The 23,365-nt window shown below is 73.0% G+C and carries 23 protein-coding genes and 1 pseudogene; 5 read left to right on the top strand and 19 right to left on the bottom strand.

Annotation, left to right across the window (positions count from 1 at the left end; genetic code table 11):
* Window positions 1-350: 350 nt before the first annotated feature.
* The 15 genes and pseudogenes from ADK60_RS46600 to ADK60_RS16155 form a co-directional block, all read right to left on the bottom strand.
* A pseudogene (locus ADK60_RS46600) lies at window positions 351-860 on the bottom strand (GNAT family N-acetyltransferase); the annotation flags it as partial.
* A gap of 209 nt (window positions 861-1,069) precedes the next feature.
* On the bottom strand, window positions 1,070-1,897 hold the full coding sequence (locus ADK60_RS16215; protein ID WP_045941089.1) for a MetQ/NlpA family ABC transporter substrate-binding protein: 828 nt from the start codon (window positions 1,895-1,897) through the stop codon (window positions 1,070-1,072).
* 99 nt (window positions 1,898-1,996) lie between these two features.
* Window positions 1,997-2,716 (bottom strand): methionine ABC transporter permease, encoded by a 720-nt coding sequence (locus ADK60_RS16210; protein ID WP_045941088.1) that lies wholly within the window; start codon window positions 2,714-2,716, stop codon window positions 1,997-1,999.
* Window positions 2,713-3,738, bottom strand: coding sequence for a methionine ABC transporter ATP-binding protein (locus ADK60_RS16205; RefSeq protein ID WP_045941087.1), 1,026 nt, complete (start codon window positions 3,736-3,738; stop codon window positions 2,713-2,715). Before ADK60_RS16205 ends, ADK60_RS16210 begins: the two co-directional genes overlap by 4 nt.
* 557 nt (window positions 3,739-4,295) lie before the next feature.
* Window positions 4,296-4,796, bottom strand: coding sequence for a GNAT family N-acetyltransferase (locus ADK60_RS16200; protein WP_053646732.1), 501 nt, complete (start codon window positions 4,794-4,796; stop codon window positions 4,296-4,298).
* Window positions 4,797-5,027: 231 nt separating this feature from the next.
* The gene (locus ADK60_RS44835) at window positions 5,028-5,171 is read right to left on the bottom strand and encodes a hypothetical protein (RefSeq protein ID WP_159400455.1); all 144 of its coding nucleotides are present in this window, start codon (window positions 5,169-5,171) and stop codon (window positions 5,028-5,030) included.
* A 9-nt stretch (window positions 5,172-5,180) separates the two neighbouring features.
* Entirely contained in the window at window positions 5,181-5,438 is a 258-nt protein-coding gene (locus tag ADK60_RS16195; protein ID WP_053646730.1) for a hypothetical protein, read from the bottom strand.
* A gap of 117 nt (window positions 5,439-5,555) precedes the next feature.
* Window positions 5,556-6,989 carry an argininosuccinate lyase gene (gene argH, locus ADK60_RS16190; protein WP_053646728.1) on the bottom strand — a complete coding sequence of 478 codons (1,434 nt, stop codon included), beginning with the start codon at window positions 6,987-6,989 and terminating at the stop codon, window positions 5,556-5,558.
* A gap of 94 nt (window positions 6,990-7,083) precedes the next feature.
* A complete protein-coding gene (locus tag ADK60_RS16185; RefSeq protein WP_053646726.1) occupies window positions 7,084-8,277 on the bottom strand; it encodes an argininosuccinate synthase in 1,194 nt (397 codons plus the stop codon).
* Between the two features lie 171 nt (window positions 8,278-8,448).
* The gene (locus ADK60_RS16180; RefSeq protein ID WP_030395991.1) at window positions 8,449-8,997 is read right to left on the bottom strand and encodes an arginine repressor; all 549 of its coding nucleotides are present in this window, start codon (window positions 8,995-8,997) and stop codon (window positions 8,449-8,451) included.
* 17 nt (window positions 8,998-9,014) lie between these two features.
* A complete protein-coding gene (locus ADK60_RS16175) occupies window positions 9,015-10,223 on the bottom strand; it encodes an acetylornithine transaminase (RefSeq protein ID WP_053646724.1) in 1,209 nt (402 codons plus the stop codon).
* Window positions 10,220-11,095 carry an acetylglutamate kinase gene (argB, locus tag ADK60_RS16170; protein ID WP_045941093.1) on the bottom strand — a complete coding sequence of 292 codons (876 nt, stop codon included), beginning with the start codon at window positions 11,093-11,095 and terminating at the stop codon, window positions 10,220-10,222. The genes ADK60_RS16175 and argB overlap by 4 nt, the downstream gene beginning before the upstream one ends.
* A gap of 119 nt (window positions 11,096-11,214) precedes the next feature.
* Window positions 11,215-12,369 (bottom strand): bifunctional glutamate N-acetyltransferase/amino-acid acetyltransferase ArgJ, encoded by a 1,155-nt coding sequence (argJ, locus tag ADK60_RS16165; protein ID WP_045941092.1) that lies wholly within the window; start codon window positions 12,367-12,369, stop codon window positions 11,215-11,217.
* 14 nt (window positions 12,370-12,383) lie between these two features.
* Entirely contained in the window at window positions 12,384-13,412 is a 1,029-nt protein-coding gene (gene argC, locus ADK60_RS16160) for an N-acetyl-gamma-glutamyl-phosphate reductase (protein WP_045941082.1), read from the bottom strand.
* 159 nt (window positions 13,413-13,571) lie between these two features.
* A complete protein-coding gene (locus tag ADK60_RS16155; RefSeq protein ID WP_053646722.1) occupies window positions 13,572-14,798 on the bottom strand; it encodes a methyltransferase in 1,227 nt (408 codons plus the stop codon).
* A gap of 105 nt (window positions 14,799-14,903) precedes the next feature.
* Here ADK60_RS16155 and ADK60_RS16150 point away from each other — a divergent pair, with 105 nt between their 5' ends.
* Window positions 14,904-15,308: a VOC family protein gene (locus ADK60_RS16150; protein WP_045941080.1), complete on the top strand. Its 405-nt coding sequence runs from the start codon at window positions 14,904-14,906 to the stop codon at window positions 15,306-15,308.
* A gap of 31 nt (window positions 15,309-15,339) precedes the next feature.
* Entirely contained in the window at window positions 15,340-15,714 is a 375-nt protein-coding gene (locus tag ADK60_RS16145; RefSeq protein ID WP_053646720.1) for an RNA-binding S4 domain-containing protein, read from the top strand.
* 71 nt (window positions 15,715-15,785) lie between these two features.
* Here the strand turns inward: ADK60_RS16145 and ADK60_RS16140 are convergent, their stop codons facing one another.
* Window positions 15,786-16,667 carry an SAM-dependent methyltransferase gene (locus ADK60_RS16140; RefSeq protein WP_079008415.1) on the bottom strand — a complete coding sequence of 294 codons (882 nt, stop codon included), beginning with the start codon at window positions 16,665-16,667 and terminating at the stop codon, window positions 15,786-15,788.
* Window positions 16,668-16,952: 285 nt separating this feature from the next.
* Between ADK60_RS16140 and ADK60_RS16135 the strand changes: the two genes are divergently transcribed.
* Window positions 16,953-17,867 carry a polysaccharide deacetylase family protein gene (locus tag ADK60_RS16135; RefSeq protein WP_079008414.1) on the top strand — a complete coding sequence of 305 codons (915 nt, stop codon included), beginning with the start codon at window positions 16,953-16,955 and terminating at the stop codon, window positions 17,865-17,867.
* 92 nt (window positions 17,868-17,959) lie between these two features.
* Window positions 17,960-18,985 (top strand): ketopantoate reductase family protein, encoded by a 1,026-nt coding sequence (locus ADK60_RS16130; RefSeq protein WP_053646718.1) that lies wholly within the window; start codon window positions 17,960-17,962, stop codon window positions 18,983-18,985.
* Window positions 18,986-19,042: 57 nt separating this feature from the next.
* Here ADK60_RS16130 and ADK60_RS16125 read toward each other — a convergent pair whose 3' ends face one another.
* Window positions 19,043-19,861 (bottom strand): SDR family NAD(P)-dependent oxidoreductase, encoded by an 819-nt coding sequence (locus ADK60_RS16125; RefSeq protein ID WP_053646715.1) that lies wholly within the window; start codon window positions 19,859-19,861, stop codon window positions 19,043-19,045.
* A gap of 361 nt (window positions 19,862-20,222) precedes the next feature.
* On the opposite strand from ADK60_RS16125, the gene ADK60_RS16120 reads away from it, so the two are divergent.
* Entirely contained in the window at window positions 20,223-21,092 is an 870-nt protein-coding gene (locus tag ADK60_RS16120) for a 3-hydroxybutyryl-CoA dehydrogenase (protein WP_045941072.1), read from the top strand.
* 404 nt (window positions 21,093-21,496) lie between these two features.
* On the opposite strand, the gene ADK60_RS16115 is transcribed toward ADK60_RS16120, so the two are convergent.
* Complete coding sequence (locus tag ADK60_RS16115; RefSeq protein WP_045941071.1) at window positions 21,497-22,228, bottom strand: DUF7873 family protein; 732 nt, start codon at window positions 22,226-22,228, stop codon at window positions 21,497-21,499.
* A gap of 129 nt (window positions 22,229-22,357) precedes the next feature.
* The gene (locus ADK60_RS16110; RefSeq protein ID WP_045941070.1) at window positions 22,358-23,197 is read right to left on the bottom strand and encodes a chitosanase; all 840 of its coding nucleotides are present in this window, start codon (window positions 23,195-23,197) and stop codon (window positions 22,358-22,360) included.
* Between the last annotated feature and the right edge of the window lie 168 nt (window positions 23,198-23,365).

Here is a 23,365-nt window from a genome sequence, read left to right as displayed (position 1 = left end):
CGCGCCGACCGGCCCCGAAGGGCAGCCGGGCGGTCGCGCGGGCCGATTGTGCGGGTTGCCGCGCGGGCCGGTCGTGCGGGTCAGTCGCGCAGCACGTAGCGGTGGCCGCCGGCCCAGGCGGGGGCGGCGGCCTCGGGGGTCTCCAGGTCCTCGGGGAGCAGGCTCCACAGGATGAGGTCGCTGCGGCTCTCGCCGACGGCCGGACGGTCAGGGGCCCGACGGTAGTAGCCCGAGGGCTCGTAGCCGGAGGGGTCGTAGCCCGAGGGGTCGTAGCCCGAGGGGTCGTGCTCCGGGAGGCCGTGGCCCCGGCGGTCCCCTGCCCTGCCGGAGGCGGGATCACCGGGCTCGGCGGACTCGCCGCGCACTATCCAGGCGCTGCGCAGAACGCCCTCGCTGATGCCGCCGATCTTCTGGGCGACCTGCTGGGCGGCGGTGTTCCCGGCGGCAGTGCGCAGTTCGAGGCGCAGGAAGCCCCGGTCCTCGAAGAGCCACTGGGCGACGCCGAGGACGGCCTCGGGGGCGTAGCCCTCGCCGCGGGCCCAGGCGGCGGTGACGAAGGAGATCTCGGTGGAGCGCAGCCGCCAGTCGGTGTGGCGGAGTTCGACCAGGCCGACCAGGCGCTGGGTGAGGTGTTCGGTGACGGCGAGGACGATGCCCCGGCCGGTGGCGCGGTGGGCGGGTGCGAGGGTGCGGGCCAGGTCGAGGGCGTGGGCCTCGGTGTAGGGGTGCGGGTGGTCGGTCCAGGCCAGGACGAGTTCGTCGGCCATCATGTCGGCCAGGCCGGGGGCGTCGTCCTCCGCAAGCGGGCGCAGCAGCAGCCGTTCGGTGCTGATGGCGGTCTCGGGGAAGCTCGCTGCCATGCCGTCTCTCCTCGCCGGGTCGTGGACACACCGTACGCCTCGCCGGTGCCGGGTGGTCACGCGGTGCACGGACCGGACGACGGTACGTCAGAAATGGGCCTGTCGGACCGTCACTGGTGCATACTGCCCGACCGGGCCCCCGCCTGGTTGCGGCGGGGGCCCGGTTCGGTGGTCCGGCGGGACGGGTCGGGAGCGGGTGGCTCCGGGGATCAGAACGCCGGGATGACGGAGCCCTGGAAGGTGTCGTCGATGAACTTCTTGACCTCGGCGGAGTGCAGCAGCTCGGCGAGCTTCTTGACCCGCGGGTCGTTCTCCTTGCCCTTCTTGACCGCGAGGATGTTGGCGTAGGGGTTGCCCTCGGCCTTCTCCAGCACGATCGCGTCGGTGGCGGGCTTGAGGCCGGAGTCGAGCGCGTAGTTGCCGTTGATGACGGCGGCGTCGAGGTCGGCGATGGAGCGGGGCAGCTGGGCGGCCTCCAGCTCCTTCCACTTGAAGTTCTTCGGGTTGCCCGTGACGTCGGCGGGGGTGGCGGCGGTGCCGGCGCCGTCCTTGAGGGTGATGAGCTTGTTGTCGGCGAGCAGCTTGAGCGCGCGGCCCTCGTTGGTGGCGTCGTTGGGCAGGCCGATGGTGGCGCCGTCCGGCAGTTCGGCGATCGCCTTGACCTTCTTGGAGTAGACGCCCAGCGGCTCCAGGTGCACGGCCTCGACGGAGACGATGTCGGTGCCGCGCTTCTTGTTGAAGTCCTCCAGGTACGGCACGTGCTGGAAGTAGTTGGCGTCGGCCGAGCCGTCCTGCACCGCCGTGTTGGGGGTCACGTAGTCGGTGACCTCCTTGACGTTGAGCTTGAGGCCGGCCTTGTCCGCGAGGTTGTCCTTGACGTACTTGAGGATCTGACCGTGCGGGGTGGGGCTGGCGACGACGGTGAGCGGCGCGTTCGGGTCCGAGGAGGCCGAGTCGCCGTTGCTGCCGCAGGCGGCCAGCGAGAGGGCGATGCCGGCGGTGGCGAGGACGCTGGTGAACTTCAGGGCGTTGCGCACGAAAAGTGCCTTTCTGCGTATTGCGGGGAGCCGCGTCCGAGGATCGGACGGGGAAGTCTGGACTCGAAGAGGCCTACGGGAGGACGAGGCCCGCGAGGTCTAGGAGGCGACGAAGTCGGTGTCGGCGCGGGGGCGCAGCAGCCTGGTCCGGCCGCCGCCGCGGCCGCGGTTGGCGAGCCGTCGCACGGCGTAGTCGCCGGCCAGCTGGATCACGGTGACGATGATCGCGATCTCGGCGACGATGACCCACATGAAGGCGGTCTCGAAGCGCAGGTAGCCGTAGCGGTAGGCGAGGTCGCCGAGGCCGCCGCCGCCGACGGTGCCGGCCATCGCGGAGTAGCCGATGAGGGCGATGACGGTGGTGGTGACGGAGGCGACGATGCCGGGGAGGGCTTCGGGGACGAGCGTCTTGCGGACCAGGGTCCAGGTGCTGCCGCCCATCGCCTGGACGGCTTCGACGAGGCCGCGGTCGACCTCGCGGACGTTGGTCTCCACGAGTCGGGCGAAGAAGGGGATGGCGCCGACGGTCAGCGGGACGGTGGCGGCCTGCCAGCCGAGGGAGTTGCCGACCAGCCAGCGGGTGAAGGAGAACAGCGCGATCATCAGGATGATGAACGGCAGTGAGCGGGCGAGGTTCACGACCGCGCCGAGCACCTTGTTGACGGGCTGGTTCTGGAGGGCGCCGCCCTTGGCGGTGAGCACGAGCAGCACGCCGAGCGGGAGTCCGAGGAGGACGGTGCAGACGGTCGACACTCCGACCATCTGGAGGGTCTCCCAGGTGGCGGGCCACATCAGTTCCTGCATCTGGTCCCAGGTCATGCCGCCGCTCCGTTCGCCGTTTCGAGCACGTCCACCTGGAGGCCCTGTTCGCGCAGGAAGCCGATGGGCACGACGTTGTCGTGCCGGGAGCCAGGCAGTTCGACGCGCATCCGGCCGACCATGCGGCCGGCGATGGTCTCGACGGCGGCGCCGAGGATGTTGATGTCGATCTGGTAGGTGCGGGCGAGCTGGGAGACGAAGGGCTGGGCCGGGGCGTCGCCCTGGAAGGTGATCTCCAGCACGGTGGCGCCGGGGTGTCCGGTGCCGAACTCGCTGAGCGGGAAGAGTTCGCGGGCGAGTTCGGAGCCGGGCCGGGCGAGCAGGTCGGTGAGCGCGCCGGACTCGACCACCCGGCCGCCGCGCATCAGGGCGGCGGAGTCGCAGACGGACTTGATGACGTCCATCTCGTGGGTGATGAGCAGCACGGTGAGGCCGAGCTGTTCGTTGAGGTCGCGCAGCAGCTTGAGGATGGAGCGCGTGGTCTCGGGGTCGAGCGCGGAGGTGGCCTCGTCGGAGAGCAGCACCTTGGGGTCGCCGGCGAGGGCGCGGGCGATGCCGACGCGCTGCTTCTGGCCTCCGGAGAGCTGGCCGGGGTAGCTGCGGGCCTTGTCGGTGAGGCCGACGAGGTCGAGCAGTTCGGCGGCCTTGCGGCGGCGCTGGGTGCGGTCCAGTCCGATGATCTCCAGCGGGAGTTCGACGTTCTGCTGGACGGTGCGGGAGGACAGCAGGTTGAAGTGCTGGAAGACCATGCCGATGCGGCGGCGGGCTTCGCGGAGGTCCTTGCCGGCGCGGTTCTCGCCGCCGGCGAGGGCGGTGAGTTCGACGCCGTCCACGGTGACGGTGCCGGAGCTGGGGCGCTCGAGCATGTTGACGCAGCGGATGAGGGTGGACTTGCCGGCGCCGCTGGTGCCGACGACTCCGTAGACCTCGCCGGGGCGGACGTGGAGGTCGACGCCCGCGAGGGCGGTCACCTCGCGGCCGCGGGATCGGTAGACCTTGGTGAGGTCCGTGGTGGTGATCACAGCTGCTTCCGTGGGTCGGGGGCGGGCGGCGTGCGGAGGCCGCAGCGCCGTGCGGTCGGCGCCGGGAACGGCGTCGCGCCGGGGGATCCGGACCTGCCACCCCTTGATCGTCGCCGCTGGGCGGCCGGGCCGCGCGACGGCGTGGCCCTTACGAGTCAGCGGACTGCCCGCGGGTGTGCGGGCAGGCCGAAGAAGGGGGGTGCGGCAGGATGGGCGCGTCCGCACGGACGGGAACGACGCCGGGGTTCTCGCTTCGGGGCGCGAGGAGAGGCACTCTCAGCGGGTGCCGGGGGCGGTGGCCCTCAGCGGTGACACATTCGACGGCACATGGCGCTCTCACCTGCCGGCGGGGTGCCGGTGGGGGTCCATTTCGTCGTCGCAGTCATGTGAGCCAGTAAATCAGATGGTTCGGAGAGGTCCCAATTATTTCGCAACAGCGTCCGCAATGCGGACACTCATCGCATTGAGCTGCGCGAACGGCGACCGGCGCCGCCTTCGGGAGTCCGAATGATGGCGGCGCCGGTTCCGGCGGGGCCCGCGCGGGGCGGGCCGGGGCTTCAGGCGGTGGCGGCGAGCGGGGCCGCGGCGGACTTCTCCAGGTGCACCAGGGTGATCCGGCCGCTGATCTGTTCGACGGTGGTCTGGCGGTAGCCGAGTCGGGCGTAGAGGCGCAGGTTGCCGAGGCTGCGGTGGCCGGTGAAGAGTCGGTAGGAGTTCACCGCGCCGTCCGCGGCGAGGCGGCGCTCCAGCGCCTCCAGCAGCCGGCCGCCCAGGCCGTGGCGCTGCATCCGGGGGTGGACGACCAGACGCCCTATCCGGCCGACGCCGTCGGGGCCGAGGTGGCCCCGGACGGTGCCGACGATCTCGTCGCCGAGGCGGGCGACGAGCACGTGCCGCTCGGTCAGCTCTTCGCGCAGGCTCTCCAGGGTCTGGGTCAGCGGCTCGATGGCCCAGTCCCCGTAGAGCTCGGCCTCGCTCTGGTAGCCGAGGTACTGGAGCTTGAGGATCTGCTCCGCGTCGTCCGTCCCGGCGGTCGAAATGATCACGCTCATGCCCATGTGCGGGGGCCTCCCCATCGTTGTACCCGGCGCGCGAGAGGTGAGGGTGTCGCACCGGTTGGCTGCCGGAGGGTGTCCCGGCCGGGGATCCGCCCAGACCGGGGGTGGCGCACGAACGTACCAGCCCGCACGGCCCTGGTGGGGCCGTGTCGGCGGCGGCGCGCTCACGGTCAGTATCCGAGCCGGCGCGCCACCGTCAAGAGCCGCGTTCGCCAGCGCCTTACCCGGGTGTCAGCTGATCTCAACCTCGTGGCCGCCGGACGTGGCGAGGGTCACGCCCGGCGGGACGGGGCCGGGCGGGAGCAGGACGAGGGCGGCCGGGAGCACGGCGGGGGTGGCCGGGACGGGCGGCGGGGCGCGGGCCGGGGGGAGCACGGCCGCCGCTCAGGCGTAGCGCTCGGCGTGCAGCAGGACGCGCAGGCAGGCCAGGCAGCGGGCCCGGGTGGGGCCGATGGAGCCGCGCGGCATGCCGAGGCGGTGGGAGAGCTCGCGGTAGGTCGGCGGCGGATCCTCGGCGAGGGCGGCGACCAGTTGCGGGCAGCGCCCGGGCAGGGCGGCGACGGCCTCGCGGACGCGGCGGCGGCGCAGCTCGGCGAGGACCTCGTCCTCGGCGGAGGGGACGGACGGCAGGGCGGTGCACATACCGTGCTTGACCGGGTGGGGGCCGTCCCGGTTACGGGCGGCCGGTCGCATACGGACGGGAGGGGCGCGGCGGAGTACCGCCGCGCCCCTCCCGGACGGTGGGTGGTGGGGGGCCGGTCAGCCCGTCACCCACTCCTGCTGGGCGGCGAGGTCGGCCTTGATCTCGCCGAGCTGGACGGCGACGGCGCTGGGCGCGGTGCCGCCGCGGCCGTTGCGGGAGGCGATGGCGCCGTGGACGTTGAGCACCGACCGCACCTCGGGGGTGAGGTGTCCGGAGATGGCGGCGAACTGCTCGTCCGTCAGGTCGGCGAGTTCGATGCCCTGCGCCTCGCACTCCTTGACGCAGGCTCCGGCGACCTCGTGCGCGACCCGGAACGGCACGCCCTGCTTGACCAGCCATTCGGCGATGTCGGTGGCGAGGGAGAAGCCGGCCGGGGCGAGTTCCTCCAGCCGCTCGCGGTGGACGGTGAGGGTGGCCATCATGCCGGTGAAGGCGGGCAGCAGGACTTCGAGGGTGTCGCAGGAGTCGAAGACCGGCTCCTTGTCCTCCTGGAGGTCGCGGTTGTAGGCGAGCGGGAGGGCCTTGAGGGTGGCGAGCAGGCCGGTGAGGTTGCCGATGAGCCGGCCGGACTTGCCGCGGGCGAGTTCGGCGATGTCGGGGTTCTTCTTCTGCGGCATGATCGACGAGCCGGTGGAGAAGGCGTCGTGCAGCGTGATGAAGCCGAACTCCTTGGTGTTCCAGATGATCACCTCCTCCGCGATCCGGGACAGGTTGATCCCGATCATCGCGGTGACGAAGGCGAATTCGGCGACGAAGTCGCGCGAGGCGGTGCCGTCGACGGAGTTGCCGACCGAGCCGCCCTCGAAGCCGAGGTCGGCGGCGACGGCCTCCGGGTCGAGGCCGAGCGAGGAGCCGGCCAGTGCCCCGGAGCCGTAGGGGGAGACGGCGGTGCGGACGTCCCACTGGCGCAGCCGCTCGGCGTCCCGGCCGAGGGCCTGCACGTGCGCGAGGACGTGGTGGGCGAAGAGCACGGGCTGGGCGTGCTGGAGGTGGGTGCGGCCCGGCATCGCGGTGTCCGGGTGGGCCTCGGCGAGGCCGACCAGGGCGTGCTGGAGGTCGAGCAGCAGGCCGCCGATGGTCTTCGCGTGGTCCCGCAGGTACATCCGGAAGAGGGTGGCGATCTGGTCGTTGCGGGAGCGTCCGGCCCGGAGCTTGCCGCCGAGGTCGGGGCCGAGGCGCTCCAGCAGGCCGCGTTCCAGGGCGGTGTGGACGTCCTCGTCGGCGACGGTGCCGGTGAAGGTACCGGCCTCGACGTCGGCGAGCAGCCGGTCGAGCCCGTCGTGCATGGCGGTGAGTTCGTCGGCGGTGAGCAGGCCGGCCTTGTGCAGGGCGCGGGCGTGGGCCTTGGAGCCGGCGATGTCGTAGGGGGCGAGCCGCCAGTCGAAGTGCACCGAGGCGGAGAGCCTGGCCAGGGCCTCGGAGGGGCCGTCGGCGAAGCGGGCGCCCCAGAGGCGGACGTCGCCACCGGTGGCGGTCTGGTCGGCGGACATCGCTGGCTCCTTACGGACGTGCGGGAAGGGGGGGTCGGGGGGGTGGTCCCCGGCCGGCCCGCGGGAACGGGGCGCGGCCGGGGTCCGGGGCGGCTCAGCCCAGGTCGCGGCGGGCGGCGATCTTCGAGGAGAGGCCGAAGATCTCGATGAAGCCCTTGGACATCGACTGGTCGAAGGTGTCGCCGGTGTCGTAGGTGGCGAGGTTGAAGTCGTACAGCGACTGGTCCGACTTGCGGCCGTTGACGACGGCCCGGCCGCCGTGCAGGACGATCCGGATGTCGCCGGAGACGTGCTGGTTGGCCTCGTTGACGAAGCCGTCGAGGGCGCGCTTGAGCGGGGAGAACCACAGGCCGTCGTAGACCAGTTCGGCCCAGCGCTGCTCGACCTGCCGCTTGTAGCGGGCGAGTTCGCGCTCGACGGTGACGTTCTCCAGCGCCTGGTGGGCGGTGATCAGGGCGATCGCGCCGGGGGCCTCGTAGATCTCCCGGGACTTGATGCCGACGAGGCGGTCCTCGACCATGTCGAGCCGGCCGACGCCCTGGGCGCCGGCGCGCTTGTTGAGCTCCTCGATCGCCTGGAGGACGGTGACCTTGCGGCCGTCGATCGCGACCGGGACGCCGGCGTCGAAGGTGATGACCACCTCGTCGGCCTCGCGCGCGGTGGCGGGGTTCTGGGTGTACTCGTAGACGTCCTCGATCGGGGCGTTCCAGATGTCCTCGAGGAAGCCGGTCTCGACGGCCCGGCCGAAGACGTTCTGGTCGATCGAGTACGGGGACTTCTTGGTGGTGGCGATCGGCAGGCCCTTGGCCTCGGCGAAGGCGATGGCCTTGTCCCGGGTCATCGCGTAGTCGCGGACCGGGGCGATGCACTTGAGGCCCGGGGCCAGCGAGTTGATGCCGACCTCGAAGCGGACCTGGTCGTTGCCCTTGCCGGTGCAGCCGTGGGCGACGGTGGTGGCGCCGTGCTTCTGGGCGGCGGCCACCAGGTGCTTGACGATGACCGGCCGGGAGAGGGCGGACACCAGCGGGTACTGGCCCTGGTAGAGGGCGTTGGCCTTGACGGCCGGGAGGCAGTACTCGTCGGCGAACTCGTCGCGGGCGTCGGCGACCTCGGCCTCGACGGCGCCGCAGTCCAATGCCCGCTGACGGATGACGTCCAGGTCCTCGCCGCCCTGGCCGACGTCGACGGCGACGGCGATGACCTCGGCGCCCGTCTCCTCGGCGATCCAGCCGATGCAGACGGACGTGTCCAGACCGCCCGAGTAGGCGAGTACGACGCGCTCGGTCACGGCTTTCTCCTTCACAACTGTGCGAACAGGCTTACGGCGATAGGCATAAGTATGCACTACTCCGTATGAAACTCAAAACCCATGGCCGGGTGGGTTCCGGATACGCCTGTGGGCCCGGTCGTGACCGGGCCCACAGGGCGGTGCGGGGGCTGTGCGGCGCTGAGCCGGGGGCTACTGCGCCTTCGCCTGGGCGAGCTGCATGAGGTGGTCGGCGAGGGCCTGGCCGCCGGCCGGGTCGCGGCTGATCAGCAGGACGGTGTCGTCGCCGGCGATGGTGCCGATGATCTCGAACACCTCGGCCTGGTCGATCGCCGAGGCCAGGAACTGCGCCGCGCCGGGCGGGGTGCGCAGCACCACCAGGTTGCCGGAGGCGGTCGCGGAGACCATGAGCTCGCCGGCCAGCCGGGCCATCCGGCCCTCTGTGGCGGACTCCCCCATCGGCGCGCGCGGGGTGCGGTCGCCGCCCTCGGCCGGGACGGCGTAGATGAGCGCGCCGTCCCGGTTGCGGATCTTCACCGCGCCCAGCTCGTCCAGGTCCCGGGAGAGGGTGGCCTGGGTGACCACGAGTCCGTCGTCGGCGAGCAGCTTGGCGAGCTGGCTCTGCGAGCGCACGGGCTGGCGGGTGAGCAGGTCCACGATCCGCCGGTGGCGCGCGGTGCGGGTCTGCGGGACCTGCGGCGTCGGGCCGGCGGCGGGCTGGCCGGAGTGGGGAACGGTCATGTGATTATTCTCCCGGACTACGCTCGGTTCGCATCGTCCGGGGCGTCCGCGCGCACCGACCGCAGCACGGCCGGCAGCGCGGCGAGGAACGCGTCCGCCTCCTGCTCGGTGAGCACCAGCGGCGGCGCCAGCCGCACCGCGTCCGGCACCGCGGCGTTCACCAGGAAGCCGGCCTCCTGGAGGCCCGCCTGCACCTTCGCGGAGACCGGGGCGGTGAGCACGATGCCGAGCAGCAGCCCGGCCCCGCGCACGTGCGAGACCAGCGGGTCGCCGATCGCCTCGATGCCGTGCCGCAGCCGCTCGCCGATCTTGTGGGCGTGCTCCAGCAGGCCCTCGGAGCCGATGGTGTCCAGCACCGCGAGCGCGGCCGCCGCGACCACCGGGTTGCCGCCGAAGGTGGTGCCGTGCTGGCCCGGGGTGAGCAGCTCGGCGGCCTCGCCGAAGGCGAGCACGGCGCCGATCGGCAGGCCGCCGCCGAGCGCCTTGGCGAGCGTGACGACGTCCGGTTCGACGCCCTCGACGGCCTGGTGGGCGAACCAGTGGCCGGTCCGGCCGACGCCGGTCTGGATCTCGTCGAGGACGAGCAGGGTGCCGGTGGCGCGGGTGATCTCGCGGGCGGCCCGCAGATAGCCGTCGGGCAGCGGGACGGCGCCGTTCTCGCCCTGGATCGGCTCCAGGAAGACGGCGGCCGTGTCGGTGGTGACGGCCGCGCGCAGCGCCTCCACGTCGCCGAACGGGACGTGGGTGACGTCGCCGGGCAGCGGGCGGAACGGCTCCTGCTTGGCGGGCTGGCCGGTGAGCGCGAGGGCGCCCATGGTGCGGCCGTGGAAGGCGCCCTCCAGGGCGACCAGGTGGGTGCGGCCGGTCCGGCGGGAGATCTTGAAGGCGGCCTCGTTGGCCTCGGCGCCGGAGTTGCAGAAGAACACCCGCCCGGGGCGCCCGTCGAGTTCCAGCAGCCGTTCGGCGAGGGCGACGGTGGGCTCGGCCAGGAACAGGTTGGAGATGTGGCCGAGGGTGGCGATCTGCCGGCTCACGGCCTCGACCACGGCCGGGTGGGCGGTGCCGAGGGCGTTGACCGCGATGCCGCCGAGCAGGTCGGTGTAGGCCTTGCCGTCGGCGTCCCAGAGGGTGCTGCCCTCGCCGCGGACCAGCGGGATTCGCGGGGTGCCGTAGTTGTCGGTGAAGGCGTGCTGCCACCGCTCGGTCAGCTGGGCGTTGGAAGTCATGCGAGTCCCCCGGTCACGGTCGTTTCGTCGGCGGGCACGACCATGGTGCCGATGCCCTCGTCGGTGAAGATCTCCAGCAGCAGGCTGTGCGGCACCCGGCCGTCCAGCACGCGGGCGGTGCCGACGCCCGAGCGGACGGCGTTCAGGCAGCCCTCCATCTTGGGCACCATGCCGGAGGCGAGGCCCGGCAGCAGCTCCTCCAGCTCGGTGGCGTCCAGCTGGCTGATCACGTCGTCCGAGTTCGGCCAGTCCTTGTAGAGGCCCTCGACGTCGGTCAGCACGACGAGCATCTCGGCGCCGAGGGCGACCGCGAGGGCGGACGCGGCGGTGTCGGCGTTGATGTTGTAGACGTGGCCGTCGGTGCCGCGGGCGATCGAGGAGACCACCGGGATCCGGCCGTCCGCGATCAGCGCCTTCACCGCGCCCGCCTCGACGTTGACGATGTCGCCGACCAGGCCGATGTCGACCGACTCGCCGTCGACGACCGCGTACCGCTTGACCGCGGTCATGGTGTGGGCGTCCTCGCCGGTCATGCCGACCGCGAACGGGCCGTGCTCGTTGAGCAGGCCGACCAGCTCCCGCTGCACCTGGCCGGCGAGCACCATCCGGACCACGTCCATGGTCTCCGGGGTGGTGACCCGCAGGCCGTTGGTGAACGAGGACTCCAGGCCGAGGCGGTCGAGCTGGGCGCTGATCTGCGGGCCGCCGCCGTGCACCACGACGGGGTGGAGCCCGGCGAAGCGCAGGAAGACGACGTCCGCGGCGAAGGCGGCCTTGAGCTCGTCGTCGACCATGGCGTTGCCGCCGAACTTGATGACGACGGTCTTGCCGTGGAAGCGCTCCAGCCACGGCAGGGCCTCGATGAGCGTCATGGCCTTGGGCAACGCGGTGTTGTTCCGGGCCTGTTCGCCCTTGGGTGCGATCTTCACGGTTCTGGTCCCCCGGCTCGGGTGGCGGCGGTCGGACGGTCGGCCGGCGGGCCGGCCCGCCGTCAGGTGGAGTAGGCGCTGTTCTCGTGCACGTAGTCGGCGGTGAGGTCGTTGGTCCACAGGGTGGCGGCGGCCCCGCCGGCGTTGAGGTTCGCGGTGATCACGACCTCGCGCCCGGTCATGTCGACCAGGTCCCGGTCCTCCCCCACACTGCCGTCGCGGCACACCCAGACGCCGTTGATCGCGACATCGAGCCGGTCCGGGTCGAAGGCGGCGTCGGTGGTGCCGATCGCGGCCAGCACCCGGCCCCAGTTGGGGTCCTCGCCGTGGATGGCGCACTTGAGCAGGTTGTTGCGGCCGATCACCCGGGCGACGCCGACGGCCTCGTCCTCGGTGGCGGCACCGGTGACGTCGATCCGGATGTCCTTGCTCGCACCCTCGGAGTCGCCGATCAGCTGCCGGGCGAGGTCGGCGCAGACCGCGCGCACCGCCTCGTCGAACTCGGCCGGGTCCGGGACGGTGCCGCTGGCGCCGGAGGCGAGCAGCAGCACGGTGTCGTTGGTCGACATGCAGCCGTCGGAGTCGATCCGGTCGAAGGTGGTGCGGGTGGCGGCGCGCAGCGCGGTGTCCAGAGCGGCCGCGTCGGCGTCGGCGTCGGTGGTGAGCACGACCAGCATGGTGGCGAGGCCCGGGGCGAGCATGCCGGCGCCCTTGGCCATGCCGCCGACCGTCCAGCCGGCCGGGCTGGTGACCTGGGCGGTCTTGTGGACGGTGTCGGTGGTCTTGATGGCGATCGCGGCGGCCTCGCCGCCGGCGGCGTCGAGCGCGGCGGCGGCGGTGGCGACACCGGGCAGCAGGAGGTCCATCGGCAGCCGGACGCCGATCAGGCCGGTGGAGGCGACGGCGACCTCGCCGGCGCTCAGCTTCAGCTCCTCGGCGGCCTTCTCGGCGGTGGCGTGGGTGTCCTGGAAGCCCAGCGGGCCGGTGCAGGCGTTGGCGCCACCGGAGTTGAGGACGACGGCGGAGACCGTGCCGCCCTTGAGGACCTGCTCGGACCAGAGCACGGGGGCGGCCTTGACCCGGTTGGCGGTGAAGACGCCGGCCGCGGCGAGCGAGGGGCCGTCGTTGACGACCAGGGCGAGGTCCGGGGTGCCGGAGGCCTTGATCCCGGCGGTGACGCCGGCGGCCCGGAAGCCCCGGGCAGCGGTCACGCCGATGTTCTGGTGGTTCGTCACGGTGCGACTCCGTTCACGGGAAGGCCGAGCTCCTCGGGCAGGCCGAGGGCGATGTTCATGCTCTGCACCGCGCCGCCGGCGGTGCCCTTGACCAGGTTGTCGATCGCGCTGATCGCCACGATCCGCCCGGCGGCCGCGTCCAGGGCGACCTGCACCAGCGCGGTGTTGGCGCCGTAGACGCTGCTGGTCTGCGGCCACTGCCCGGCGGGGAGCAGGTGGACGAACGGCTCGTCCGCGTACGCCTCGGCGTAGGCGGCGCGCAGTTCCTCGGCGCCCACCCCCGGCCTGGCCTTCGCGGAGCAGGTGGCGAGGATGCCGCGCGGCATCGGGACCAGGGTGGGGGTGAAGGAGACGCTGACCGGCTCGCCCGCGAGCGGGGTGAGGTTCTGGGCCATCTCCGGGGTGTGCCGGTGGACGCCGCCGACGCCGTAGGCGCTGACGCTGCCCATCACCTCGCTGCCGAGCAGGTGGGTCTTGGCGGCCTTGCCGGCGCCGGAGGTGCCGGAGGCGGCGACCACCACCGCCTCGGGCTCGGCGAGGCCGGCCGCGTAGGCGGGGAACAGCGCCAGCGAGACGGCCGTCGGGTAGCAGCCGGGGACGGCGATCCGGTTGACGCCCTTGAGCGCGTCGCGGTGGCCGGGCAGCTCGGGCAGGCCGTAGGGCCAGGTGCCGGCGTGCGCCGAGCCGTAGAACTGCTCCCAGTCGGAGGCTGCCTTGAGCCGGAAGTCGGCGCCGCAGTCGACGACCAGGACGTTCTCGCCGAGGGCCTCGGCCACGGCGGCGGACTGTCCGTGCGGCAGCGCCAGGAAGACCACGTCGTGGTCGGCCAGCACCTCCGGGGTGGTGGGCTCCAGGATCCGGCCGGCCAGCGCCGGGAGGTGCGGCTGGAGCAGTCCCAGCGCGGTGCCCGCGTTGGAGCCGCCGGTCAGCGCCCCGATCTCGACCTCCGGGTGGCCGAGCAGCAGGCGCAGCACCTCACCGCCCGCGTACCCGCTCGCGCCGGCGACGGCGACTCGCAATGCCATGGCGTTCCTCCTTTGTCGAGGCATGAATATACGCAGCACCGAACATTCATGCAAGGAGTTCCGGCCGACCCGCCCCGGGACGGGCGTGGCGCCCGGCGGGCCTCGGTGGCGGACGGCGGGCGTGGCGCCCGGCGGGCGGGCCTCAGCGGCGGATGGGCCTCAGCGCTTGACGGCCTTCAGCACCACGAACTTCGGATTGCCCGCGACCGTCCGGCAGTTGCCGAACAGCCGGCGGAGCTTGACGTGGTAGTCGAGATGGCGGTTGCCGACCACCCAGAGTTCGCCGCCGGGGCGCAGGGCGCGGCGGGCGCCGGTGAACATCCGCCAGGCGGTGGCGTCGGTGGTGGCCTGGTGGGAGTGGAACGGCGGGTTGTTGAGGACGAGGTCCACCGAGCCGGCCGGCACGTCCGCGTCGGCGAGCGCGTCGGCGGTGCGGAACTCCGCCCGGGCGTCCGGGCCGAGGTTGGCGCGGAAGGTCTCCTCGGCGGAGGCCACCGCCTGGTGCGACTCGTCGACGAAGAGCAGCTCGGCCCCCGGGGTGGCCAGCGCGGCGGCGGTGCCCACCACGCCGTTGCCGCAACCGAGGTCCACCACCCGGGCGCCCGGGGCGGCGGTCGGCAGGTGGGCGAGCAGGAAGCGGGTGCCGATGTCCAGGCGGTCGGCGCAGAAGGTGCCGGCGTGGTTGGTGACGGTGCGGCCCGAGACGGCGCCGATGTCGCCGGGCAGGGCGTAGCGGTGCGGCCACGGGTTGGGGCCGGGGTCGAGCGCCCGGTCCGGGGTGCAGAGGATCAGCCGGGCCTTGCGGACCGCGAGCGAGGTGCGGGTCGGGCCGAGGATCCGCTCGAAGAGCCGCAGGGTGGAGGTGTGGATCTCGGTGACCATGCCGGTGCCGAGCACGACCGTGTCCGGGTGGAGGGCCGGGGCGAGCCGGTGCAGCTGGTCCTCCAGCAGGGCGAGGCTCTTCGGGACCCGCACCAGCAGGACGTCGATCCGCTCGGGCGGGGTGTCGCGGGTGGTCAGCAGCCGGGCGGCGGCGGGGTCGGCGCCGGCCCGGGCGAGGTTGGCGAGGGTGGCGCGCTGGGCGAGGTGCGAGTCGCTGATCTGGGTGACCGCGGCGAGCGGGCCCGCGGTGGCCGGCACCGTGGCGAGCGCCGTGGTGAGCGCGCCCCAGCGGTCGCCGAGGACGGTGACGGCGCGGCCGGCCAGGGCGGTGGCCCGGCCCCCGGCCGAGTCGGCCTCGCCGGCCAGGTGCCGCAGCAGGTACTCGTCGGCGGCGTCCCAGGCGCGCAGCCGCTCGCGCGGATCCTCCGGGAAGCGGGTGAGGCCGAGGGCCCCCCAGGGAGTCGGGAAAGGAGTCGGGGCGGCCGGTTCGGCGAGGCGGTTCATCGTGGCCCAGGCTAGCCGACCGCCCGACCGCCCGTACCGGGCGCGGGCCGGGACCCCGGCCGATACTGGAAGGACCCTAGGGGTCCCGAGGGAAGGCACGAGGCCATGGACTGGAAACTGGAAGTGGTGGTGGTCCCGGTGGCGGACGTCGACCGGGCCAAGACCTTCTACGAGGAACAGGCCGGTTTCACCGTCGACCACGACACCCGGATCCGGGACGGCCTGCGGGTGGTGCAGCTGACGCCGCCCGGCTCCGGCTGCTCGATCGTGCTGGGCACCGACCTGACCGACGCCCCGGCCGGCTCGGTGAAGGGGCTCCAGCTCGTGGTGCCGGACATCGACCGCGCCTACAAGGAGCTGCTGGCCCGCGGCGTCGAAGTGAGCCCGGTGCAGCACTTCGAGGCCGGGAACCGGGTGGACGGCCGCGGCGAGGTGTGGAACTCCTTCGTCTTCTTCAACGACCCGGACGGCAACGCCTGGGCCGTCCAGGAGGCCCCCGGCCGCCGCTGAGCACCGGATCCCGCAGCCCTAAGCTCGAGGGATGGTCGAGAACGAGGGAAACGTCCGGGTGGACAGCTGGATCTGGTCGGTCCGGCTGGCGAAGACGCGGTCGGCCGCCGCGGCGGCCTGCAAGGCCGGGCACGTGCGGGTGAACGGCGAACGGGCCAAGCCGGCGCAGGCGGTGAAGCCGGGCGACGAGGTCCGGGTGCGCCAGGAGGGGTGGGAGCGGGTCGTCGTGGTGCGCAGGCTCATCCGCAAGCGGGTCGGCGCCGAGGTCGCGGCCGACTGCCTGGTGGACAACAGCCCGCCGCGCCCGGCCCGGGAGTTCGTCGCCGCCCCCGGCCTGCGCGACCGCGGCGCCGGCCGCCCCACCAAGCGCGACCGCCGCGACATGGACGGCCTGCGCGGCCGCTGACGGCGGCCCGGGGCCGGGCGGTCCGCCCGGCCCCGGGCCGCCGCTCCGTCGCGCTCCTGCCTGACCCCGGCTCAGTTCTTGACGGCGACGCCGGCGTAGGCGGAGACGTCCTGCCAGCCGGCGGGGAGGTCCGCGGTGGGGACGTGGCCGGCGACGGGGCGCCAGAGCGGGAGTTGGACCAGGCCGGGGCCGACGAACTCGAAGTCGCCGAAGAAGGGTTCGACGGCCGCGCGCGGGCGCAGCACCAGCGGGGCGCTGGCGCTGCGGTAGATGCGGGTGCCCTCGGCGGCGCTCTCGCGGGAGGCGAAGTCGGGGCTGCCGTGGGAGAGGATCAGCACGCTGCCGGGGGCGAGCGCCTCGCGCAGGGTGCTGACGATCCGCTCGGCGCCGTCCTCGTCGCGGATGAAGTGCAGGACGGCGACCAGCATCAGGGCGACCGGCCTGCCGAGGTCGACGGCGCCGCGCAGGGCGGGGTGGTCGAGGATCGCCCCGGGCTCGCGCAGGTCCGCCTCGATGACGGAGGTGTGGCCGGCCGGGTGGCCGGAGAGCAGGGCGCGGGCATGGGTGGCCACGATCGGGTCGTTGTCGATGTAGACGACCCGGGCGTCGGGCGCGACCCGCTGGGCGACCTCGCTGGTGGAGCCGACGGCCGGGATGCCGGTGCCGATGTCGACGAACTGCCGGATTCCCCGGCCGGCCGCGAACTCCACGGCCCGGCCGAGGAATTCGCGGTTGGTGCGGGCCAGCAGCGGCAGCGCCGGGTAGGCGGCGATGGCGGCCTCGGCGGCCTTGCGGTCGGCCTCGAAGTTGTCCTTGCCGCCCAGGTAGTAGTCGTACATCCGGGCGGTGTGCGGGACGCCGGTGTCGAGTTCCGTCGGCGGCTGCCAGTCGTCGGCGCGCGCCCATTCCCAGCCGCTCAGGACGTCGGCCGTCGTGCTCGTGTCCTCGGTCATCTTCCGCCCCCTGGTGTCCGCTGCGTATCCGCTGCGTGCTGTGCGTCCGGCACGTCCGCTGCCGGACGTCCCGGGCCCCGTCGCGCCGTGCGGCCGGCGGGCGGCCGCCGAGCGGCCCCCACCGCACGGTGCGCCGTGATCGTAACCGACGACACCCCTTCGAAACAGCGGTAGTTCAGGTTTCCGCAGCGTCCGAACGATGCCGCGCGGGCGGGTGCGCGCCGGTCCGCGCCGGGAGCGCCTGGCGTTCGCCGCCCGGGGAAGCCGTCTCTATGCTGGCTGCCGATGACTGTCGACCGGCGCACCGTTCTGCGCACCACCGTCAAGCTGGCCGCTCTCGCCTCGGCCGGCGGGCTGCTCACGGCCTGCGGCGACACCGGCCGCCGCCGGGCCGATCCAGGGTCGTTCGCGGTGCGCCCGGGCCCGGTGGACCCCTCCGGGACCGTGGACCCGGCCTGGCCGGCCGGCGAGGGTCCCGCCTCGCCGGCGCCCACCGCCTCGGCCCGGCCGGCCGACGGGCCCGTGCCGGAGGGCGCCGCCGCCCGGGCGGCCGCCAGCGCGCCGCCGGTCCCGCCGGTGCTGCCGCCGCTGGCGCCCGGCACACCGGTCGAGGTGGCGTACGGGCCGCGCACCGGCCGCAACGTCGCGCTGACCTTCCACGGCAGCGGCGATCCGGCGCTGGCCACGGCGCTGCTGGAGACCGCCGAGAAGCGCGGCGTCGGCCTGACCGTGATGGTCGTCGGCAGCTGGCTGGACCAGCAGCCGCAGATGGCCCGGCGGATCCTGGACGGCGGCCACGAGCTGGGCAACCACACCCAGAACCACCAGAACATCTCGGCGATGGCCCCGGACCGGGCGCGCGACGAGATCGCCCAGTGCGCCGAGCGGCTGCAGCGGCTGACCGGCTCGATCGGCCGCTGGTTCCGCCCGTCCGCCGCCCAGTACGCGACGCCGATGGTGCGGGAGCAGGCCCGGGCGGTCGGCTACGAGCACGTGCTCGCCTTCGACGTGGACCCGCGCGACTACGCCGACCCGACCGCCGCCGAACTACAGCGGCGGGTGCTCGCCTCGGTGCGCGGCGGCTCGGTGGTCGCCCTGCACCTGGGGCACCGCTGCACGGTGGACGCCCTGCCCGGCATCCTCGACGGCCTCGCCAGGGCCGGCCTCGCGCCGGTGACCGCCAGCCGCCTCTGCGCCTGATCCCGCACCGGCCCGACCCGGCCCCCGAGGGGCCGCCGGCCCCTCTCCGCCCGGGGCGGACGGGGGCTGCGGGGCCGTGGGATGCTTCGGGAATGCGGTACATCATCATCGGGGCGGGTGCGGTGGGCGGCACGATCGGTGCCCGGCTGCACGAGGGTGGACACGAGGTGGTCCTGGTGGCGCGCGGCGCGCACCTGGGGGCGCTGCGCGCGGACGGACTGCGGTTCGGGACGCCGCAGGGCACCCGGACGCTGCGGATCCCGGCGGTCGGCGGGCCGGCGGAGCTGGCGCTGCGGCCGGACGACGTGCTGGTGCTCGCCGTGAAGTCGCAGGACACCGCCGCCGTGCTGGCCGAGTGGGCGCCGCGCCCGGTGGCGGGCGGCGGGACGGCCGCCGAGCGGCTGCCGCTGGTGTGCGCGCAGAACGGCGTGGAGAACGAGCGGCTCGCGCTGCGGCTGTTCCGCGAGGTGCTGGCGGTGTTCGTGTGGATGCCTTCCACCCATGTGGCGCCGGGCCGGGTGAGCGCGAACGGCACCCCGGTGAGCGGGATCCTGCGGCTCGGCGGGTACCCGTCCGGCAGCGGGGGCGCGCGGGCCGCCGCGATCGCCGCCGACCTCGACGGGTCGGGCTTCAGCGCGCCGGTGGACGCGGACGTGGCGCGGTGGAAGTACACCAAGCTGCTCGGCAACCTCGGCAACGCCCTGGACGCGGTGGCCGGGCGGGGCCCGTACGGCCGGGGGTCGGCGGACGGCCGGCTGGAGGCGCTGTACGAGCGGGTGACCGCCGAGGGCGCGGCCGTGCTGGCGGCCGCCGGAATCCCCCACGACGATCCGGACGAGCTGGCCCGCACCTGTGGCAAGGCGCTGCGGCTGGAGCCGGTGGAGGGCGAGCAGCGGACCGGGTCCTCGTCCTGGCAGAGCCTGGCGCGCGGGACGGGTTCGATCGAGGCGGACCACCTGAACGGCGAGATCGTCCTGCTGGCGCGGCTGCACGGGGCGGCGGCGCCGCTGAACGAGGCGCTCCAGTGGCTGGCCGGGGAGTTCGCCCGGGCCGGGCGGGCGCCGGGTTCGCTCACTCCGGCGGAGCTGGACGCACTGGCGGCGCTCGCCGGCCTCTGAGCGCCCCTCCCGCACCCCGTCACAGCTGCACCCGCACGCCCCCGCGCCGTCAGCCGGTCAGCCCAGCGGGTCGTCCGGCCCGTAGGTGCGCAGCCGCAGCGTCCGGGCGTCCGCCGCGCGGATCTCCTCCGCGCGGCGGACCAGCTCCTCCAGGTTGTCCCGCCCGGCGTGGATGAACCGTCCGTGCAGCGCGTCGAAGCGCCCGCGCGCGGCGTCCACGGTGACGGCGACCATGTACGGGACGGAGCCCCAGGTCTTCATGTCCTGGAACATCGGCATCCCGGCGGTCATGTCGGTGGCGACGGCGCCGGGGCTGATGTCGAGGACGACGACCCCGTGCTCGGCGAGCGGGTCGGCGAGGTTGTCGGAGAGCCGGAGCAGCGCGGCCTTGGAGGTGGCGTACGCGGTGTACCGGCCCTCGGGGCGCAGCGCGAAGCCGGAGTTGAGGTTGAGGACGCGGCCGCGGCGGCGCTCGACCATGCCGGGCAGGACGCAGCGCAGCAGGTTGTAGGGGCCGCGCAGGTTGACCTCGACGACCTGCCACCACTGGTTGACGTCGGTCTCCCAGAGCGGGGCCTCGACCGGGTCGGTCCGGCCGGCGTTGTTGACCAGCAGGTCGATCGGGCCGAGGTCGCGTTCGACGACGCGGACGGCCTCGCGGACCGAGCCGGGGCGGGTGACGTCGGCGGTGACGGCGACCCCGCGCGAGCCGTGCCGGACGCATTCCTTGAGGGTGTCGGTGAGGGTCTCGTGGGTGCGGCCGACCAGGCCGACGGCCATGCCCTCGGCGGCGAGGCCGATGGCGATCTCCCGGCCGATGCCGCGGCCGGCGCCGGTGACCAGGGCGACCTGTCCCGTGAGCGATCCCGTCGGCATGCCCCTGCTCCTTCGCCTGTCCCCGGCCACCCGCTGTCCGGCCCGCATTCTGTCCCCCGGCGGGCGGGGGCGGTGCCCGAGGAGGCGCGCGACGCGGACGGGCCCACCCGTTCGGCGCAGGCGCGGGACGGGGGGAGGAACGGGACAGGGCGAGGACGGGGAGGGGGACGCGGTCGGGACGACCTGGGGGCGGGGACCGGCCGTTCCGCCCGGGGAGGGGATGACCTACTCGCCGGTAGGGAGTAGTAACGTCGTCGGGACGGTGCACCGGTCCGCACATACCGGTGTTCCCGAACCGCCGAACAGCAGCTGCTGGGCCACTGTCGCTGGGCGACCCCCAGCACCACCGAAGGGCAACTGAGTGAGTGACATCGCGCGCGTCGGAGTGATCGGCTGCGGCCTGATGGGGTCGGGCATCGCGGAGGTGTTCGCCCGGGCGGGGCTGGACGTCCTGGTCGCCGAGGCCAGTGGGGAGGCGCTGGAGTTCGGGCGCACCCGGCTGACCAACTCACTGGAGACGGCCGTGAAGCGCGGCAAGCTGACGGAGGAGCAGAAGGACGAGGCGCTCGCCCGGCTGTCCTTCACCGTCGACCTGGCGGACTTCGCGGACCGCGACCTGGTGGTCGAGGCGGTCGCCGAGCGCGAGGACATCAAGGTGAAGATCTTCGAGACGCTGGACCGCGTCGTCGAGCGCCGGGACGCGATCCTCGCCTCCAACACCTCCTCGATCCCGATCGTGAAGCTGGCCGCCGCCACCTCCCGTCCCGAGCAGGTGATCGGCCTGCACTTCTTCAACCCGGCGCCGGTGCAGAAGCTGGTCGAGGTGATCCCGACCCTGACCACCTCGTCGGCGACCACCGACCGGGCCGAGACCTTCGCCGTCGAGGTGCTGCACAAGGCCCCGATCCGCGCCCGGGACCGGGCCGGCTTCGTGGTCAACGCGCTGCTGGTGCCGTACCTGCTGTCGGCGGTGCGGATGTTCGAGACCGGTGTGGCCACCGCCTCCGACATCGACAAGGGCATGGAGGCCGGCTGCGCCCACCCGATGGGCCCGCTGCGGCTGTGCGACCTGATCGGCCTGGACACCATCGTCTCCATCGCCGAGTCGATGTACGACGAGTACAAGGAGCCGCTGTACGCCGCTCCGCCGCTGCTGTCCCGGATGGTCGACGCGGGCCTGCTGGGCCGCAAGTCCGGCCGGGGCTTCTACGACTACACCGCGACCGCCTGACGGTCCGCCGTCCGCGGACGTGACGGGGCCCGGGAGCGGTATCCAGCTCCCGGGCCCCTGATGTGCCACCCAATTGCTCTGCGCCGGCACGTTTAAGGGTGTGGGTCAGTCTCACAGCGTTGCTCTGCCATTGAAGCTACCGCGCCACGGAGAGGCGCAGACGGGAGTCGAACCCGCAACCCACGCTGTAGCACACACCCGGTCGATCCGGCGCTCGGCGGCGAATGCTGAGTCTTGAGCGAGAGTCTGAGTCTTACGGGGCGCCTCTACCATTTGGGCCACTCCGGCAGAGTGCCGGAGGAGGGACTCGAACCCCCACCATTTCCCCGATGTTCAGCTTCAACCTCAGTATCAGCTTGCGCTCTTCGCGCCACCCCCGGTCTCACCCGGGGGCGATCATGGGGCTACCCGAACAGGTAGCCGAACACCGCGTCGCCCACCCTGCGGTCGTCGACCTCGGCTCCGTTGGCCTCCTCGCGGGCGAACTGCACGGCCTGCTGGAGCTTCTCGACCCGCTCGACGAGCTCGTTGACCCGTCGGGCCGGGAGCGCCCCGGAGAACTTCACGGTCGTCCAGTAGCCGATCGCGATGTCCTCGTAGTAGACCTCGACCTGGGCCGGGTGCTTCTCGGTCGCCTCGGCCTTGACGTGGTTGCGCGGCACCTTCCTGGTCCGGTTGGTGCGCACCGCCTCGGTCTTCCAGGAGTCCGTGGACGGGTCGTGGCTCCAGGCCTCGGCGGCGTCCAGCACGGGCAGCTTGCGGAGAAAGGTCCGCAGATCGGTGAGCTGCTTCTCCAGGAAGAGCAGGTAGGTGACCGGCGCGTCGGCGACGAGCGTGCGGCCGTCCACCACCACGTCCGCGCGGGCGGTGGTGTTGGCCCAGTCCTTGGTCGCGACGACGTCGAACAACCTGGTCAGGGTGGTGGCCGTGGTCCGCAGGACGTCCTCGGCCTTGACCTGGACGCGAGTGGACTCCGGCGGGAGCTGCTCGCCCTCCTCGTCCTTGGGCTGGTAGGACCGGGAGATGCCGGCCAGCAGCGCGGGCTTCTGCAGGTCCTGGTGGGACTGCGTCAGCTCCTGGAAGGACTTCGACTTGACGCCCTTTTCGACAGCGATGATCTGGTTCAGCTTTGCCACGTCGGGGACGCTACCAGCGCACGCGTTCGATCGTCACCCGAATTACCGGGCGCCACCCGTCCGTTCAGGACACGCCCGTGGCGGGAGGCCCGGCCGCCGCCGCACCTCCCGCCACCATCCGGCGGTCCGTCAGCTGTTGATGACGTAGCTGTCCCCGTAGACCTTCCACTTCAGCGGCGGGTTGAGGTCGAAGTTCTTGGCGTTGAGGAACACCGTCTGCTCGGTGTCCACCCGGCTGGTGTCCGAGTGGGCCTCCTCCTGCTTCATGACGACCTTGCGGGCCGCCAGGAAGGCCTTGAGGTAGGTGGCCTCGTCGCCGCCCTGGGCGGGCGTCTTCGCCTTCTTCATGGCGGCCTTGCGGATGCCGCCGAAGCTGTCCGAGCTGTCGCCGGGGCCGTGCATGACGATCGTGTCGTAGTAGGCGAACTGGCCGAGCGCGCGCAGCCCGTCGGCCTTGGCCTGGTTGACGGCGGGGTTGAAGTAGACCCGGTCGCGCTCGTCGTTCTGGGCCTGCTGGAAGACGCTGTCCTTGGCGGCGGTGGCCCAGTCCTTCTCGAAGGCGGAGCCGAGGCCGGAGTGCGACTCGGTGCCGTTGACCTTGCGCAGCGCCGGGAGGTACTTGGCGAGGATGTTGCCCGGCTTGAGGTCGGCGTAGTGCTCGACCAGGTCGAGCATGTCGCCGGTGCCGGAACAGAAGCCGATGATGCCGGCGGTGTAGCCGCGGCCGTCCTTGATGTCCTCGATGTACTTGTACTGGGACTTCCAGTCGAGGGAGGAGTTCTCCGCACTGGACACCAGCTGCATGGCGATGTCCTTCTTGTGCGGGTCGTCCAGGCCGACGGCCGCGAGCCGGGTGGCACCGGCGGGGGCCGGGGCGGCGTGGACGGTGCCCGCGGCGGCGACACTGGCCGGGACGGCGACCAGCAGGGCGGCGAGGGCGAGCCGGGCGGTGGGGTGCTTGAGACGCATGGGGCGCTCCGTTTCCCTGGTCCGGGGCATGGGGGTCTCCGGACCCATGAGGAGAGTTAGGAAAGTTTCCTAACTTGATTGAAGCGTTCACGCCCGCCACCGCGCAAGGCCCTGGCGCCATCTTTGCCGACGCGGTCATGCGAAAGGCCCCGACCGGAAGTCCGGTCG

It is taken from the genome of Streptomyces sp. XY431 (genome assembly GCF_001279805.1).
GTDB lineage: Bacteria > Actinomycetota > Actinomycetes > Streptomycetales > Streptomycetaceae > Kitasatospora > Kitasatospora purpeofusca.
This window is presented reverse-complemented; position numbering and strand designations above follow the sequence as displayed.